Origin of the sequence: Providencia sp. PROV268 (assembly GCF_028477805.1) — a bacterium.
Lineage (GTDB): Bacteria > Pseudomonadota > Gammaproteobacteria > Enterobacterales > Enterobacteriaceae > Providencia > Providencia stuartii.
Genome location: NZ_JAMPLW010000005.1, coordinates 256,409 through 271,764 on the forward strand (window position 1 = coordinate 256,409; position 15,356 = coordinate 271,764).

Consider the following 15,356-nt stretch of genomic DNA (forward strand, 5'->3'; position numbering starts at 1 on the left):
GGAGGTCAATCAGGGCATGAACAAACTTTTAAAGATTGCATTAGTCGTTAGTGTTGCCACTTTTGGTAGTGCAATTGCGAATCCTCAAGCAGTGACACAGTTCACTGCTGCTCAGTTACCTGTATTAAAACAGGATACTCAGCATGGCACAGTAAGTGAAAGGGTAACATCTAGGTTTACCCGCTCTCATTATCGCCAATTTGATTTGGATAAAGCGTTTTCCGGTAAAATTTTTGATCGTTATCTGAATATGTTGGATTACGGTCATAACGTTTTGCTTCAGTCAGATGTTGATGAGTATGCAAAAGATAAAGCTAAAGTCGGTGAATGGCTGGAAAATGGAAAACTAGATACGTTCTATGACCTGTACAACCTTTCTCAGAAAAGACGCTTTGAACGCTTCCAATATGCATTAGCTCGTCTTGAGCAACCAATGAATTTTGATGCGAATGACTTTATTGAAGTCGATCGTAGTAAAATGCCTTGGCCAAAAGATAAGCAAGAATTAGATAAGCTTTGGGATCAAAAGGTCAGGTATGATTGGCTGAACCTGAAGCTATCGGGCAAAGATGATAAAGAGATTAAGGAAAAACTCACTAAGCGTTATAACTTTGCTTTAAGACGTTTGACGCAAGGGCAAAGTGAAGATGTTTTCCAATTAATCATGAATGCTTTTGCTCGTGAAATCGACCCTCATACCAGCTACCTTTCTCCGCGCAATACTGAACAGTTTAATTCTGAAATGAGTTTGTCGTTAGAAGGGATTGGTGCAGTCTTGCAGCAAGACGATGAAAATACAGTGATTAATTCATTGGTTGCGGGTGGGCCGGCAGCAAAAAGTAAAGAATTAAAAGTAGGCGATAAAATTATCGGTGTAGGCCAAACTGGTAAGCCGATGGTTGATGTGGTTGGTTGGCGACTCGATGATGTGGTCGCACTGATCAAAGGGCCTAAAGGAAGTAAGGTCCGTTTGGAAGTGGTATCTGACACAAAAGGGGCTAAGCCCCATGTAGTCACTATCGTTCGTGAACAAATTCGTTTAGAAGATCGTGCCGTTAAACTGAACATTAAAAAAGTCGGGAATGAAAAAGTCGCCGTACTAGATATTCCGGGTTTCTATGTTGGTTTAACCAATGACGTTAAAACGCAACTACAGAAAATCGCGAAAGATAACGTTTCTGCCCTAGTTATTGACCTGCGAGGTAATGGCGGTGGTGCATTGACAGAGGCCGTTTCATTATCCGGTTTGTTTATTCCTAAAGGGCCAATTGTGCAAGTCCGTGACAATAATGGGCAAGTGCGTCAGGATGCAGACGATGACGATGTCATTTACTACAAAGGGCCGTTAGTTGTTCTTGTTGACCGCTTTAGTGCTTCCGCCTCTGAAATTTTTGCGGCGGCAATGCAAGATTATGGTCGGGCGCTGATTGTCGGCGAACCAACTTTTGGTAAAGGGACTGTTCAACAACATAGAAGTTTGAGTCGTGTTTATGACCAAATGCTGAAGCCTGATTGGCCTGCATTAGGCTCAGTGCAATACACCATTCAAAAATTCTACCGTGTTAATGGTGGCAGTACTCAGCGTAAAGGGGTAACACCGGATATTGTTATGCCTACAGGGCAAGATCCTGCTGAAACGGGGGAAAGCTTTGAAGATAACGCATTGCCATGGGATAGTATTCCGCCTGCCAATTATAGCAAGGTCGGGGATGTGACTTCCGATTTATCAGACTTAAAAACTAAACACTTAGCACGTATTAGCCAAGATACAGAGTTTAAGTATATCGATGAGGACATTGCACATTATAAAGCGAATAAAGAGAGTAAAAATCTTATTTCGTTAAATTATGCACAACGTCTGAAGGAAGATAATGAAATTGAAGCAACGAAACTAAAACGTATCAATGAGCGTAATGCAAAAGAAGGTAAGCCTCTATTGAAGTCAATTGATGATTTACCTAAGGATTACGAAGGGCCTGACCCGTATTTGGACGAAACAGTTAAAATTGCTATTGATCTTGCTAATCCTGATACCCATTTATTGCCAAATAAAAAATAATTTGGTTAAACAGTAAATTAGGGCCAGCAATCGCTGGCCTTTTTCATAGCCTGTGTAAAGTTATGTTAATTTTTGGTTTTTTCGTGTTAAAACACTTGAAAAAGTATGAAAAAACCTTATTTATACCCTAAATTCTTCGTGATATTTATTTTTACCAAGGAATCAAAAAAAGATGATGCGAATTGCCTTATTCTTACTCACAAACTTAGCCGTTATGTTTGTGTTTGGGATAATTTTAAGCTTAACAGGTGTTAAAGGGAGCAGTGTTCAAGGCCTGATGATTATGGCTGGCCTATTTGGTTTTGGTGGTGCGTTTATTTCGCTGTTAATGTCAAAATGGATGGCACTTAAATCGGTTGGTGGAGAAGTGATTGAATCGCCCCGCAATGAAACTGAGCAATGGTTAATCAATACGGTAAGCCGCCAAGCTCAGCAAGTGGGTATTCAAATGCCACAGGTTGCGATTTATCACGCGCCGGATATTAACGCATTTGCTACAGGAGCACGTCGTGACGCATCATTAGTAGCGGTTAGCACGGGTTTACTAGAAAATATGAGCCGTGATGAAGCAGAAGCGGTTATTGCTCATGAGATCAGTCATATTGCAAATGGCGATATGGTGACAATGACGCTATTACAGGGTGTTGTGAACACGTTTGTGATCTTTATTTCCCGTATCATCGCTCAATTCGTTTCTGGCTTTATGTCGAGCAATGATGATGAAAGCGAAAGCAGTAACGGTAACCCAATGGTTTACTTTGCCGTTTCAATGGTATTAGAAATTGTATTCGGTATCTTAGCGAGCATTATTACCATGTGGTTCTCTCGTTATCGTGAATTCCATGCAGATGCTGGTTCAGCGAAGTTGGTCGGTAAAGAAAAAATGATTGCTGCGTTGCAACGTCTGAAAACCAGTTATGAACCACAAGAAGAAGGCCGTTTAATGGCGTTTTGTATCAATGGTCGTGGCAAAGCATTTAGTGAACTTTTCTTGTCACACCCGCCATTAGATAAACGTATTGAAGCGCTACGTTCTGGCGAATATTTGAAATAGTTAAGTTGGCTAATTAGCCATAAAAATTGATGAAAACCCATGGTAGTGAAAAATCTATCATGGGTTTTTTATTATGGGCAAAAATTAATTTAATGCAGATCAAATTAGTGTATTCTTTAAGTGGAATTTCGTAGATTTTCTTTGGGGTCAGGTAGATGAAGGGTCTATGATGAACGAAGAAATGATGAAAATGAGCCTTAACAGAATTAGATAATATTAAGGATATAAAATGGACATACTTGTAAAAACGTTGGTTTTTGGCAATGAGTTTATGACGGTAGAAAATCCAGCGCGCTTAGTTCCCTTTAAATTTGAAATTTACCAATCTCCAACGGGTTTTTATCACCGCATGTATAAAGAAGTAGGAATGTCCGGTGCTAATTTAGGTCAGGCTTTTACTGTATGGGCTTTTGAAGAACAAAAAGCGCACCGTGACCCATCTGGCGAAATAACGTTGGAAAAATATATCCAACATTGCCAAGATATTTATAACGGAAAAGTCAAAGATTAATCTAGAATAAAAAAAGCCCCCTTCATAGAGATTTGAAGGGGGAGCTAAATGAATAAAGAATGGTTTAATTCGAGAGCAAAGATAAATTATTTCGATAAAGGATATTTAGTTATTTGTGCAGTTTTAAGTGTAATTGAACAACAAAGCCCCTTAAATAGCACTTATCGTTAAAATAATCTATTGGCGAAAACCTGCTTTGATCTGTTCAAGCGTATTACGATAAGTCTCAGCTTGTTTTTCATCTTCCATCGATGCAATTTCACGCTCCATTTTAATCAGAATTTTACCTGCATCAGCTTGACCAATTGCTTTGAGCATATGTGCAAGCAGGTTTTTTATACAGGTCACTTCTGCTGCTAATTCATTCACATCAGGTTGAGTTGGAAAATGTGCTTTCATTAATAAAGTATCCTTTAAAAATTCGTGAGTTTGCTAATATTGTATCATAGAAAGGTTATAGATTGCGCCATAACATGATGAATTAAGATGAAGAATTCAGATAGGAATTAAAAGGTCGCAATGCAATATCAAAAGGATTAGTGATGTTAACTTTAATAGAAAAACAGTGGCTAGCAGAGCAATTCCCTTTATTTGTTAAGCCTCGACCAGAGCAGAGTCACAAAGGCACGTTTGGAACGCTAAATATTATTGGTGGTAGTGCAGGAATGACCGGCTCTTGCGTACTTGCTGGCGTTGCCGCGCTCAAAAGTGGCTGTGGCAAAGTGATTATTGGGTTTAATCAATCGCCACTCACATTGCAACTTATAGAGCATGCCCCCGAATTAATGTTGCGCCAAGCCAATGAAGTAATAAATGGTGAAACACCAACAGCATGGGTTATTGGTTGTGGTTTAGGTGTATCTTCAGATGCGCAATTATTGATAAATAGAGCATTATCATTTGTTGAACAGCAGCAAAGCGTGTTAATTGATGCTGATGGCCTGAATCTACTTGCTCAGATGCCCCTATCTCAAATCTTATCATCACAAACAGTACTCACGCCGCACCCTAAAGAAGCCGCAAGGTTGTTACAAACAACAGTCACGGCGATACAAGCGGATAGGTTGAGTGCCGCGCAACATCTCAGCCAGCGGTTTGGTTGCTGGGTAGTGTTAAAAGGTCACCATACAATAATTTCTGCCCCCAATGGCCAAACTTGGCGCAATGAAACGGGTAATAGTGGGTTAGCTACAGCGGGGAGTGGGGATGTGTTATCAGGGATTATCGGCAGTTTATTGGCGCAATCATTACCCATTGAAGAAGCGGTGAGAGCCGGCGTTTGGTTGCATGGTAAAGCGGCAGACTTACTAATAGAAAAAGGTATAGGCCCTATTGGGTTAACGGCTCATGAAATCATTGATGAGGCGCGAGCTATCAGAAATAGAGCAACTTTTTATTGATGTTCTCGCATTGACTCACTTTAAATATCTGAGAAAAATGTGATACCATTCACATAAATTAGATTGCTTTTCAATCCTTGAAACGAAGCAATATCAAACCTCAGCTTAAATCCAATAACGTGGCTTCTATACCGATCAGCTTTTGATTGGGGGATGGGTTTTTGCTGATATCAACAAAGGCGCAAGCAATGACAATGACACAGGTTTCTAGAAAAACAGCTTGGATCCGAGTTGTGGCACTAGCGGTCGCCGCATTTGTTTTCAATACCACCGAATTCGTTCCCGTTGCATTACTGAGTGATATTGCGGCGAGTTTTAACATGACAGTAGCCCATACCGGATTGATGATCACCATTTATGCGTGGGTAGTGGCGATTATGTCATTGCCGCTGATGCTACTTACGAGCAAAATTGAACGGCGTAAGTTATTAGCATTACTATTTATTGTCTTTGTTTTAAGCCATATCCTTTCTGGTTTTGCATGGAATTTTGAAGTTTTGATTGTGGCGAGAGTAGGGGTTGCATTGTCGCATGCGATATTTTGGTCGATCACCGCCTCGTTAGCTATCCGCGTTGCACCTGCGGGTAAAAAGGCTCAAGCGTTAGGTTTATTAGCGACAGGTACTGCGTTAGCAACGGTGTTAGGTTTACCAATAGGGCGTGTTATTGGTCAGTTATTAGGGTGGCGTGTCACTTTCTTATGTATTGGTGCTATCGCATTATTAACCATGATTGCATTGATTCGCTTTTTACCTAAATTGCCGAGTGAGCATTCAGGTTCATTAAAAAGCTTGCCAGTACTTTTTAAACGCCAAGCGTTAGTCGGATTGTTTGTTCTGACGGTCGTGGTCGTCACAGCGCATTTTGCCGCCTACAGCTATATCGAACCTTTTGTTCGCGATATCGCGCTACAGAGCCAAAATTTTGCAACCCTATTATTGCTGATTTTTGGTGTGGCGGGGATTGCGGGGAGCATGATCTTTAGCCGTTATAGTGGTAAATATACACTATCATTTCTACCTGTGGCGATTGCTGTTTTGACGATATGTTTATTATTGTTAATGCCAATCAGTGGTCATGTAAGCTGGCTGGTTATCTTAAGCATATTCTGGGGGATCGCCATCATGTGCGTGGGCTTGGGTATGCAGGTGAAGGTGATTGATCTTGCACCGGATGCCACTGACCTTGCAATGGCAATCTATTCGGGGATCTTCAATATTGGTATCGGTGGTGGTGCTTTGCTCGGTAACCAAGTGATTGTGCATATGGGGATGGCAAGTATCGGTTATGTGGGGGCGATATTTGGCTTGATCTCATTAATTTGGTGTACTTTTATATTTAGACGCTATAGCGCGTCATTTCGCGAACAAGTTAAAACAGCGCCAATGGCACACTAAATAAACTACTTAACATGTTTAATCCCCCTGTAATAGTAATGATTCTATTGCAGGGTATTTTTTTATATTTGGTCATTACAGCAATTGATAACTATGCTAAATTTCTTATCATTTTGATAAAGTTAGATAATAAAAAGGTGACTTGATGAAGGGGCTAGGTTTTTTATTGATGTCTATAGTCGCAGAAGTGATTGCTACAACGACATTAAAGGCATCAGATGGTTTTAGTCGTTTTTGGCCATCGTTGATTGTCGTCATTGGGTATGCGGTCTCTTTTTGGGGATTATCCCAAGTGGTTAAATTGATCCCTTTAGGGATAGCTTATGCAATTTGGTCCGGTTTAGGCATTGTACTCGTTTCGGTCGCTGCAATATTTATTTATCAACAGAAACTCGATTTACCTGCAATTATTGGTATGCTATTAATCATAGTCGGTGTTTTGGTCATCAATCTGTTTTCTAAAAGCAGTGTTCACTGATTCAGGGAACAGAAACAGTTATGGATGGGGATTAGGATGAATCGAAAAAAAAGCAGTCTGCTTAAGTTTACTTTTTGGAATAGCCTATTCGTTGGTAGTCTGTTTGTTTTAGCAGGTTGTGGGAGTTCAGAAACCATAAATACGGCACATCATGTCGATCGCTCAGCTTCCCAATATGCGCAACAGGTGGTTAATTTAGGGCCTCAAGCGCAAGAAGCGTGTGTTTCTGCGGGTGGATTACCTTCATTAAACCTAGAATTGAATGGTGCCCAAACCGCCGTTTGTCAATTTGCTAATGGTAAACGTTGTGCTGCTGATGTCATACTTACAGGCAGTTGTATTTAGTTAAATTCCCTCAGATAAAAAGTCCATCACGCATCATGTTGGGCTTTTTTATATCCGTTTTGTAGTTAACCCATTTGTTGAGTTTATTTCCACGTTTCGCTCCCTTGCTTTTCATTTAAATGATAAAGCGCACGCAATTATCTAAATAATGCGGGTAATTTCGGCTGTTATTTATTTAAAAATCGTTGGCAGTAGGTCGGCTATTTTTAGCTAGGGGGATGAATGCAGCGCATGAGTGGATAAAACAGAATGAGTTTTTATTTTTTAATCTAGATGCCATGATAAGAAGTGGCTCCCAATGGCATTCATCGGGAGCCATCGCATTAGCGCCTGCCAATGCGCTTTATAGGACGCGAATTGTACTATTTACGCTATGCTTTTTTGTGTGATGGAAAAAATTGGCTGATAGCGACAATGATAGCCACTAAAAGATAAGCTGCATAAATACCAATTAGCCATTGTGGCATATCTAACCCTAAGAAATCCCATTGCCTAACCGTACAGTCACCCGTTGCTTCAAAGACAGCAGGCGCCCATTTATCTAATGGTAACCACTCGGGGAAATTGACGAAGAAATCACATGATGCAAATGGTGAAGGGTTGAGTTGCAGCATGGTATGCTCCCAAGCAAGATCTAAACCGCGCCATGCAGCGTAGCCCCAAATAATGATGGCAACCCAACGTAAAGCGATTTTGCGTGGCGCTATTGCGCCAATTAACCCTGCAATCATAATGCCAAACAGTGCAACACGTTCATAGATGCACATGACACAAGGCTGCAATTTCATAATGTGCTGAAAATAGAGCGCTGCACATTCAAGCATAAACGCAATAAAGGCCATTAACAGCCAAGCGCCTCGTCCTTGTGAGCAGTAGTTAAAGAATCTGAACATACTTTACTTCCCTAAATTAATGGTACGCACATTTTGCCCCTATTGGTAAGACAAAAAAAGGTGCCAGAGAATAATTATGCGATTTTAAATAAGCCTTTACCTAACATTACAAACTAAACCATTTTATTTGTAATTTCAAATAAGGAGTAATGCCGAATTAGGGGGATAGAGTAAACAAAAGCTACTCCATCTGACGATGTGAGTAGCTTTGAATATAGGTGAGTTGGTGGTGATTAAACTTAAGGTAGGCTAATCCAACCTAAGCTTTCTAACCAGTGTGTGACAGGTATTAACCAAAACTCAACACCGATTAACCCAACCACAGTCATGACGACGGTATAAGGTAAAGCCATCCATACCATGCGGCCATAGGAGAGGCGAATTAATGGCGATAATGCAGACGTCAGCAGGAATAGGAAAGCCGCTTGCCCATTTGGCGTGGCAACCGACGGAAGGTTGGTTCCCGTATTGATGGCAACGGCGAGTAACTCGTACTGATGGTGTGAAATTAGCCCTTCACTTGATGCCTTTAATGCCTCGGTAATATAGACAGTACCGACGAAGACGTTATCTGAAACAGCGGAAAGAAGACCGTTGAATAGATAGAACAAGGAGAGCTGTGATGATTCAGACGATTGCAATACAAATTGAATAAATGGTGTAAATAGCTGCTGGTCGATGATCACCGCTACGACGGAGAAAAAGACGGTCAGTAGTGCGGTAAAGGGCAATGCTTCCTCAAACGCCTTACCTAAGGCATGCTCTTCTGTAATGCCACAGAAGGCGGTGGTTAATACGATGACGGATAAACCGATAAGCCCGACCTCAGCGAGGTGGAAGGCAAGGGCGACGATTAACCAAATACCAATCAAGCCTTGCACAATAAGTTGTGCTTTCTCTTTTTGGGTACGTTTAGTGCTATTTTTTTGGTCATGATCAGTCAGGACTTGGCGAACGGTTGCAGGTAATTCCGCCCCATATCCAAATAATTTAAATTTTTCGACCAAAAAACACACAATTAAACCGCACGCAAAAACAGGTAATGTAATGGGGGCCATACGTATAAAGAAAGTCACGAAATCCCAATCGACATGCTTAGCAATAATCAGATTTTGGGGTTCACCAACCATCGTCATGACTCCCCCTAATGCTGTACCGATACCGGCATGCATCATGAGGCTGCGCAAGAAAGCTCTAAATTGCTCAAGTGTTTGTTTCTTCTCAGCCGTATCGATATAACTGTCATTTTGTAGATCAGTATTGCTGTGTTGGCTAGAAGCGTATTGATGATAGATAGAATAGAAACCGATGGAGACGCTAATCACAACGGCGATAACAGTGAGTGCATCTAAAAAAGCAGATAAGAAGGCACTTGCTAAGCAGAAAGCTAATGACAACGTACGTTTAGAACGAACATTCAGTAACAGTTTGGTGAAGACGAACAACAACAGTTGTTTCATAAAATAGATACCGGCGACCATAAAGATCAGCAGCAGTATGACTTCCAAATTGTTACTGATCTCATGAGAGATCTGTTTTGGGGTTGTCATGCCAATGATGACGGCTTCAATGGCTAAAAGCCCACCGGGTTGCAGCGGATAGCATTTGAGTGCCATGGCGAGGGTAAAGATAAATTCTACTACAAGTAACCACCCGGCGATGAACGGGCTGACAAAATAAAATACCAGTGGATTGATAATTAGAAATATTATTATTGCGAGCTTATACCAATCTGGAGAATTCCCTAGAAAATTTTTTAAAAAAGCTCTTTTTACACTAAAATCCATTATGAATTGTTTTCCTCTTACTTGATGTATTGTACAGTAAATTCACATACTACTCTTATCTTTTACATAAATTAAGTCTGATCAGTAATAGATAATATATTCATTATATGGGAGTTTATGATTGGTTTTGTTGTTTATGTGGGGTCTAACTATCTCAATTTACGACAATCTGGTATGATTTCTATAATAATCCGTCTGAAAATGTTTGGAATAATAAAAATATGGTCATAAAAGCTCAAAGTCCTGCAGGGTTTGCGGAAGAGTATATTATTGAGAGCATCTGGAACAATCGCTTTCCACCAGGGTCGATTTTACCTGCTGAACGGGAACTCTCGGAGTTAATTGGTGTAACACGTACGACGCTTCGTGAAGTATTACAGCGTTTAGCGCGTGATGGTTGGTTGACGATACAACATGGCAAACCAACCAAAGTGAACAATTATTGGGAGACTTCAGGCCTGAATATTCTTGAAACCTTAGCAAGGTTAGATCATGACCGTGTGCCACAACTGATTGATAATTTGCTAGCGGTGAGAACCAATATCGCTGCTATTTTTATCCGTACTGCTTTTCGTCAAAACCCTGAAAAATCATTGGAAGTTTTGTCTGAGCGTGAGAAGGTCGAAGATAACGCAGATGCGTTTAGTGCCTTAGATTACAATATATTCCGCGGGTTGGCTTTCGCGTCGGGTAACCCTATTTATGGCTTGATTATTAATGGCTTAAAAGGGCTTTATACCCGTGTTGGTCGTTACTATTTCTCTAACCCGGAAGCACGACGCCTTGCGCTCAATTTCTATCAACAATTGTCAAACTTATGCCGCGAACAAGCGTACGATCGTATTATGGAATCCGTTAGAAATTACGGTAAAGAAAGTGGTACGATTTGGCATAGTATGCAAGGGAATATGCCTAACGACCTCGCAAATGCGCGCTAACCATTCCGCGCATCCTAATTTTAACTCACGTTACTGTATGATGTCTGAAGCCAGTTTGTGCTATTAACCAACTGGCCTTTTGGCTGTCAGAAAACCAGAAATTGCAAGTGACTTGGTCAGCTACTGAATATTGCCTGACGCTTTTTTGGGCACACATGATATGGGGTATTCAATATTGAGAGCAATATTTTCTGCTTGAGTGATCATTTCGGGTGATTGTGGCTTTATATCAGGATAATAACATTGAAATAGTACTTTGCTATGGATTGTTTCGACAGCCTCACATTCAGTATGGCAAGTGAGCAGAGGGCGAATGCTAAAACAAATTTTTCCCTCGTGCTCCACTTTAAAATGTTTAAATGATATGCAATCTGAATCTGCTACACTGCGATTGGTCATTAAACAGGACATTACGATTAAAATAAGAAATGGTCGTTTTTTTATCATGCTCCCTCCGTCAGATTTTATTAATTGACTGCTGACTTTAGCAGCTAATTTCACGTGGTAACATTTTGATTTATAGTAATAATTAACGTTTATTAACGTTCGTTTCTATATTGTTTTATACATTGTGGATTCAATAAGATAGAGAAAGAGGCGTTTTCAGCAGACTGAGACCCAGAAGGCTTATACTTTGTAAATCTGATTCATCCAATACGAGAAAAGAGCAAAAACCATTTTTGCGATAAAAATGGGTAATTGTTTTTGTGCTTGAAATCACTAAATTATCTACAATTCTGAAATAAAAAAATCAACAAGATTATAATTCATTTTAAGGTAAATTTGTGCATTTATTTCCTATGTTATTGCATGGAAATAACATATATTAAAAAATAGGTCATCAAAATAATATACCAACAAGATAGTATAAAACTCTAAATTAACGTATGAAAAAATAATTCAATCGAAATTAATTTTCTATTAATTGTCTGTTTTTATTCTATTTTTAACTATTCAATTAGAAATGGGTACTAGCATTTAAATCTGAGGTGTAAAGTAATTGTAACTGTTTTTGAATTAATTGTCTGAATTGTTAAAAGTGTTAATTAACCATATTGGAAAATGAATACTAGAATATTATTCTAATGAAAATATTCGTGCTAAGCAGCAGGGGGAGTGATGAAAGTTTTGGTCTTAGGTGCGGGGGTCATCGGTGTTACTACAGCTTGGTATTTAGCACAAGAAGGGCATGAAGTGACCGTATTAGATAGGCAAATGGATGTTGCTGAAGAGACGAGTGCGGGTAATGCTGGACAAATTTCCCCGGGCTATGCGACTCCATGGGGTGCCCCAGGGATCCCATTAAAAGCGGTTAAATGGATGTTCGAAAAGCACGCTCCATTAGCCATCAGGCCTGACGGCACATTATTCCAATTACGTTGGATGTGGCAAATGCTTAAAAATTGCGATATTCAACATTATGCGATGAATAAGAGCCGTATGGTGCGGATAGCGGAGTATAGCCGTGATTGTATTCGCCAATTACGTGCAGATACAGGGATTAGTTATGAAGGCCGTCAAGGTGGAACATTGCAACTGTTTAGGACCGAAAAGCAGTTTGATAATGCCGCCAATGATATCGCTGTCTTACAGAAAGAAGGCGTACCATACGAGCTGTTGACCGCCAATGAGTTAGCGAAAGCGGAGCCTGCACTTGAATATGTGAAGGATAAATTGACGGGGGGATTACGTTTACCTAATGACGAAACGGGTGATTGCCAACAATTTACTAAGAAACTGGCGAAAATGGCCCAAGATGCGGGGGTTAAATTCCAGTTTGGTCGTCATGTTGAACAGATCCTGACGGATGGCAATAAAGTGAGTGGTATTCGTTGTGATGGTGAAATATTACAAGCGGATCGCTATGTAGTTGCGATGGGCTCATATTCCACATCATTACTGCATAATTTAGTGAAAATACCCGTTTATCCATTAAAAGGGTATTCATTAACAATGCCAATTATTAATGCTGAGCGCGCACCGACATCAACAGTTTTGGATGAAACTTATAAGATCGCAGTAACGCGCTTTGATGACCGCATTCGTGTTGGGGGCATGGCAGAAGTGGTTGGCTTTAATTTGGATGTGCTGAAAAAACGCTGCGAAACATTGAAGATGGTAGTACAAGATCTCTATCAAGGTGGCGGTGATATTTCTCAAGCGACGTTTTGGACGGGGCTTAGACCTATGACGCCAGATGGAACGCCGATAGTCGGCCCAACGGCTTATAGCAATTTATATTTAAATACGGGACATGGAACGCTAGGTTGGACGATGGCATGTGGTTCAGGTAAGTTATTAGCTGATCTGATTTCAGGGAATAAGCCTGACATTGCATCCGACGATTTATCGGTATTTAGATATATTGATGGCTTTAATACAAAATTAACCCATAGTGGTGATTTATCGCCTGCGCGTTGAGCAATTGGCTGAAAAATATTCGGATAGTATAAAAAGAAGGAAGAGATATGCCTCGCCCAATCAGTGCGGTAATTCATCTGCAAAATTTTACTCATAATTTGTCCGTAGTTCGTCAGCACGTTGGGCATGCAAAAATATGGTCTGTCATGAAGGCAGACGCTTATGGTCACAGTATTAAACATGTGTGGAAAGCACTGGCGGCATCGGATGGCTTCGCGATTTTAGATCTAAATGAAGCCATTTTATTGCGTGAACAAGGTTGGAAGGGGCCTATTTTGTTATTGGAGGGCTTTTTCCAGCCTGATGATTTAAAAGTCATAGATCAATACCAATTGACTACGGCGGTGCACAGTTATTGGCAATTGGATGCGATTGAAAATAGGCACTTTCAAAATCCCATCTCCGTGTATGTCAAACTAAATAGCGGAATGAATCGCTTAGGTTTTGAGCCGCCGGAATATGCTCAAGTGGTGCATAGATTGTCTGCAATGGAAAATGTAGAGACGGTCATCTTAATGACACATTTTGCGAATTCGGATTTATCGACAGGCACAGATAAACCTCATGCGATAATTAAACAGTTTATCGATGGTCAGTTTCCTGTCTGTATTGCCAATTCAGGGGCGACGTTATGGCACCCAAAGACCCATTATGATTGGGTTCGCTCTGGTGTGATCTTATATGGCGCATCGCCAAGTGGTCGTTGGCAAGACATTGCGGATAAAGATTTACGTGCGACAATGACATTGCAATCACAAATTATTGCAACACATGAGATTGCAGCTGGGGAATCTATTGGTTATGGCAGTAAATTTACAGCACCTTACCCAATGAAGATAGCCACGGTCGCCTGTGGTTATGCGGATGGCTATCCACGTCATGCGCCAACAGGCACCCCCATTTGGTTAAATGGAACGCGTTGTCCTCTATTAGGAACTGTTTCAATGGATATGCTAACAATAGATGTTAGCGAATGCCCAACTGCTAAGATTGGTGATCGCGTTGAGCTATGGGGTAAAAACTTACCGATAGACGACGTTGCTCAGGCGGCAGGCACTATTGGTTATGAATTGATGTGCGCGTTGGCGAAAAGAGTACCAGTCGTATATGAAAATTAGAATGATTGTGTAAACAGTATTAGACATGGTTATAAATTTAACTAAAAATGTGATCAGTCGTGGGAGTGTTTTGGCTAAAGAGCACATCAAGGTATGATGCGCACTATTGTTCAATCTTCTAATATTTCAGGTTAATATGCGTAAAACAATCAAATTAACATCACTTGCTGTCGCATTAGGTTTATTATCCTCCGCAACTATGGCTGGAACTTGGTCTGTAGGGGGTTCGGTTTTGGCGCAATCAACACCTTATAAAGGTATAAAATCGAAAGACTATGTTACGCCAGTACCGATTGTTAACTATGAAGGTGAAAACTTCTATTTTCGTACGTTAGCAGTAGGTTACTACTTGTGGAATGACCAAGAGGATCAACTTTCGCTTGATGCTTATTATTACCCTCAATTCTTCAAACCGAAAGATAACGACGACCGTGATATGCGTGAGCTTGATCGTCGCCGCGATACGGTAATGGGGGGCTTGACGTACAAACACAAAGCCGATTGGGGAACAATCCGTACCGTTGCGTCGGGGGATATGTTAGGGATCAGTAATGGTTTGCGTGCAGAAGTTGCTTACCTTTATGGTTTCTATGGCGACAATTGGTCGTTAGTTCCAGGTGTAGGTATCAAGTGGGATAGCAAAAATCAAAACCGCTATGAGTATGGTGTCTCTTCAAAAGAGTCGCGTAATAGTGGTTTAGCTCGCTATCGTCCGGGTGATAGCTGGACTCCATATGTTGAATTATCAGGTAACTATAAGTTCAATGATAATTGGAGTGCCTTTGCAATGGGGCGTATTGACCGTCTGCCAAATGAAGTGAAAGATAGTCCAATGGTTAATAAATCAGTTTCTGCAATTGTTTGGAGTGGGGTAACTTATACCTTCTAATTGCTAGCCATGACTTGACAAAAAATCCCAAAATGCGCTTTGTGCTTTTGGGATTTTTTATTGGTA

At 40.6% G+C, this 15,356-nt stretch carries 15 protein-coding genes; 12 read left to right on the forward strand and 3 right to left on the reverse strand.

What is annotated here, in order from left to right; genetic code table 11:
- Window positions 1–16: 16 nt before the first annotated feature.
- From prc to PR699_RS04840, 4 genes are all read left to right on the forward strand, one after another.
- Window positions 17–2,059, forward strand: coding sequence for a carboxy terminal-processing peptidase (gene prc / locus PR699_RS04825; protein WP_004920397.1), 2,043 nt, complete (start codon window positions 17–19; stop codon window positions 2,057–2,059).
- Between the two features lie 172 nt (window positions 2,060–2,231).
- Window positions 2,232–3,113, forward strand: coding sequence for a protease HtpX (gene htpX, locus PR699_RS04830; RefSeq protein WP_014656084.1), 882 nt, complete (start codon window positions 2,232–2,234; stop codon window positions 3,111–3,113).
- Between the two features lie 229 nt (window positions 3,114–3,342).
- Window positions 3,343–3,624: a hypothetical protein gene (locus PR699_RS04835; RefSeq protein ID WP_004920390.1), complete on the forward strand. Its 282-nt coding sequence runs from the start codon at window positions 3,343–3,345 to the stop codon at window positions 3,622–3,624.
- Between the two features lie 48 nt (window positions 3,625–3,672).
- Window positions 3,673–3,795, forward strand: coding sequence for a hypothetical protein (locus PR699_RS04840; protein ID WP_004920387.1), 123 nt, complete (start codon window positions 3,673–3,675; stop codon window positions 3,793–3,795).
- A gap of 6 nt (window positions 3,796–3,801) precedes the next feature.
- On the opposite strand, the gene PR699_RS04845 is transcribed toward PR699_RS04840, so the two are convergent.
- Window positions 3,802–4,023 (reverse strand): DUF2594 family protein, encoded by a 222-nt coding sequence (locus PR699_RS04845; protein WP_014656083.1) that lies wholly within the window; start codon window positions 4,021–4,023, stop codon window positions 3,802–3,804.
- A 143-nt stretch (window positions 4,024–4,166) separates the two neighbouring features.
- On the opposite strand from PR699_RS04845, the gene PR699_RS04850 reads away from it, so the two are divergent.
- The 4 genes from PR699_RS04850 (at window position 4,167) to PR699_RS04865 (ending at window position 7,244) form a co-directional block, all read left to right on the forward strand.
- A complete protein-coding gene (locus tag PR699_RS04850; RefSeq protein ID WP_014656082.1) occupies window positions 4,167–5,024 on the forward strand; it encodes an NAD(P)H-hydrate dehydratase in 858 nt (285 codons plus the stop codon).
- Between the two features lie 188 nt (window positions 5,025–5,212).
- A complete protein-coding gene (locus PR699_RS04855) occupies window positions 5,213–6,421 on the forward strand; it encodes a sugar transporter (RefSeq protein ID WP_014656081.1) in 1,209 nt (402 codons plus the stop codon).
- A 145-nt stretch (window positions 6,422–6,566) separates the two neighbouring features.
- The gene (locus PR699_RS04860) at window positions 6,567–6,899 is read left to right on the forward strand and encodes an SMR family transporter (RefSeq protein ID WP_004920375.1); all 333 of its coding nucleotides are present in this window, start codon (window positions 6,567–6,569) and stop codon (window positions 6,897–6,899) included.
- A 36-nt stretch (window positions 6,900–6,935) separates the two neighbouring features.
- Entirely contained in the window at window positions 6,936–7,244 is a 309-nt protein-coding gene (locus tag PR699_RS04865; protein WP_014656080.1) for a DUF333 domain-containing protein, read from the forward strand.
- A gap of 371 nt (window positions 7,245–7,615) precedes the next feature.
- On the opposite strand, the gene dsbB is transcribed toward PR699_RS04865, so the two are convergent.
- Together dsbB and nhaB are read right to left on the reverse strand one after the other, a co-directional pair.
- Window positions 7,616–8,137 carry a disulfide bond formation protein DsbB gene (gene dsbB / locus PR699_RS04870; protein WP_036940423.1) on the reverse strand — a complete coding sequence of 174 codons (522 nt, stop codon included), beginning with the start codon at window positions 8,135–8,137 and terminating at the stop codon, window positions 7,616–7,618.
- A 239-nt stretch (window positions 8,138–8,376) separates the two neighbouring features.
- Entirely contained in the window at window positions 8,377–9,924 is a 1,548-nt protein-coding gene (gene nhaB, locus PR699_RS04875) for a sodium/proton antiporter NhaB (RefSeq protein ID WP_004920360.1), read from the reverse strand.
- Window positions 9,925–10,145: 221 nt separating this feature from the next.
- Here nhaB and fadR point away from each other — a divergent pair, with 221 nt between their 5' ends.
- From fadR to PR699_RS04895, 4 genes are all read left to right on the forward strand, one after another.
- Entirely contained in the window at window positions 10,146–10,862 is a 717-nt protein-coding gene (gene fadR / locus PR699_RS04880) for a fatty acid metabolism transcriptional regulator FadR (RefSeq protein WP_004920358.1), read from the forward strand.
- A 1,119-nt stretch (window positions 10,863–11,981) separates the two neighbouring features.
- Window positions 11,982–13,283, forward strand: coding sequence for a D-amino acid dehydrogenase (locus PR699_RS04885; RefSeq protein WP_004920353.1), 1,302 nt, complete (start codon window positions 11,982–11,984; stop codon window positions 13,281–13,283).
- 47 nt (window positions 13,284–13,330) lie between these two features.
- Window positions 13,331–14,401, forward strand: a complete 1,071-nt coding sequence (gene alr, locus PR699_RS04890) for an alanine racemase (RefSeq protein ID WP_014656077.1) — start codon at window positions 13,331–13,333, stop codon at window positions 14,399–14,401.
- A gap of 136 nt (window positions 14,402–14,537) precedes the next feature.
- Window positions 14,538–15,290, forward strand: a complete 753-nt coding sequence (locus PR699_RS04895) for a MipA/OmpV family protein (RefSeq protein ID WP_014656076.1) — start codon at window positions 14,538–14,540, stop codon at window positions 15,288–15,290.
- The last annotated feature ends 66 nt before the right edge of the window (window positions 15,291–15,356 follow it).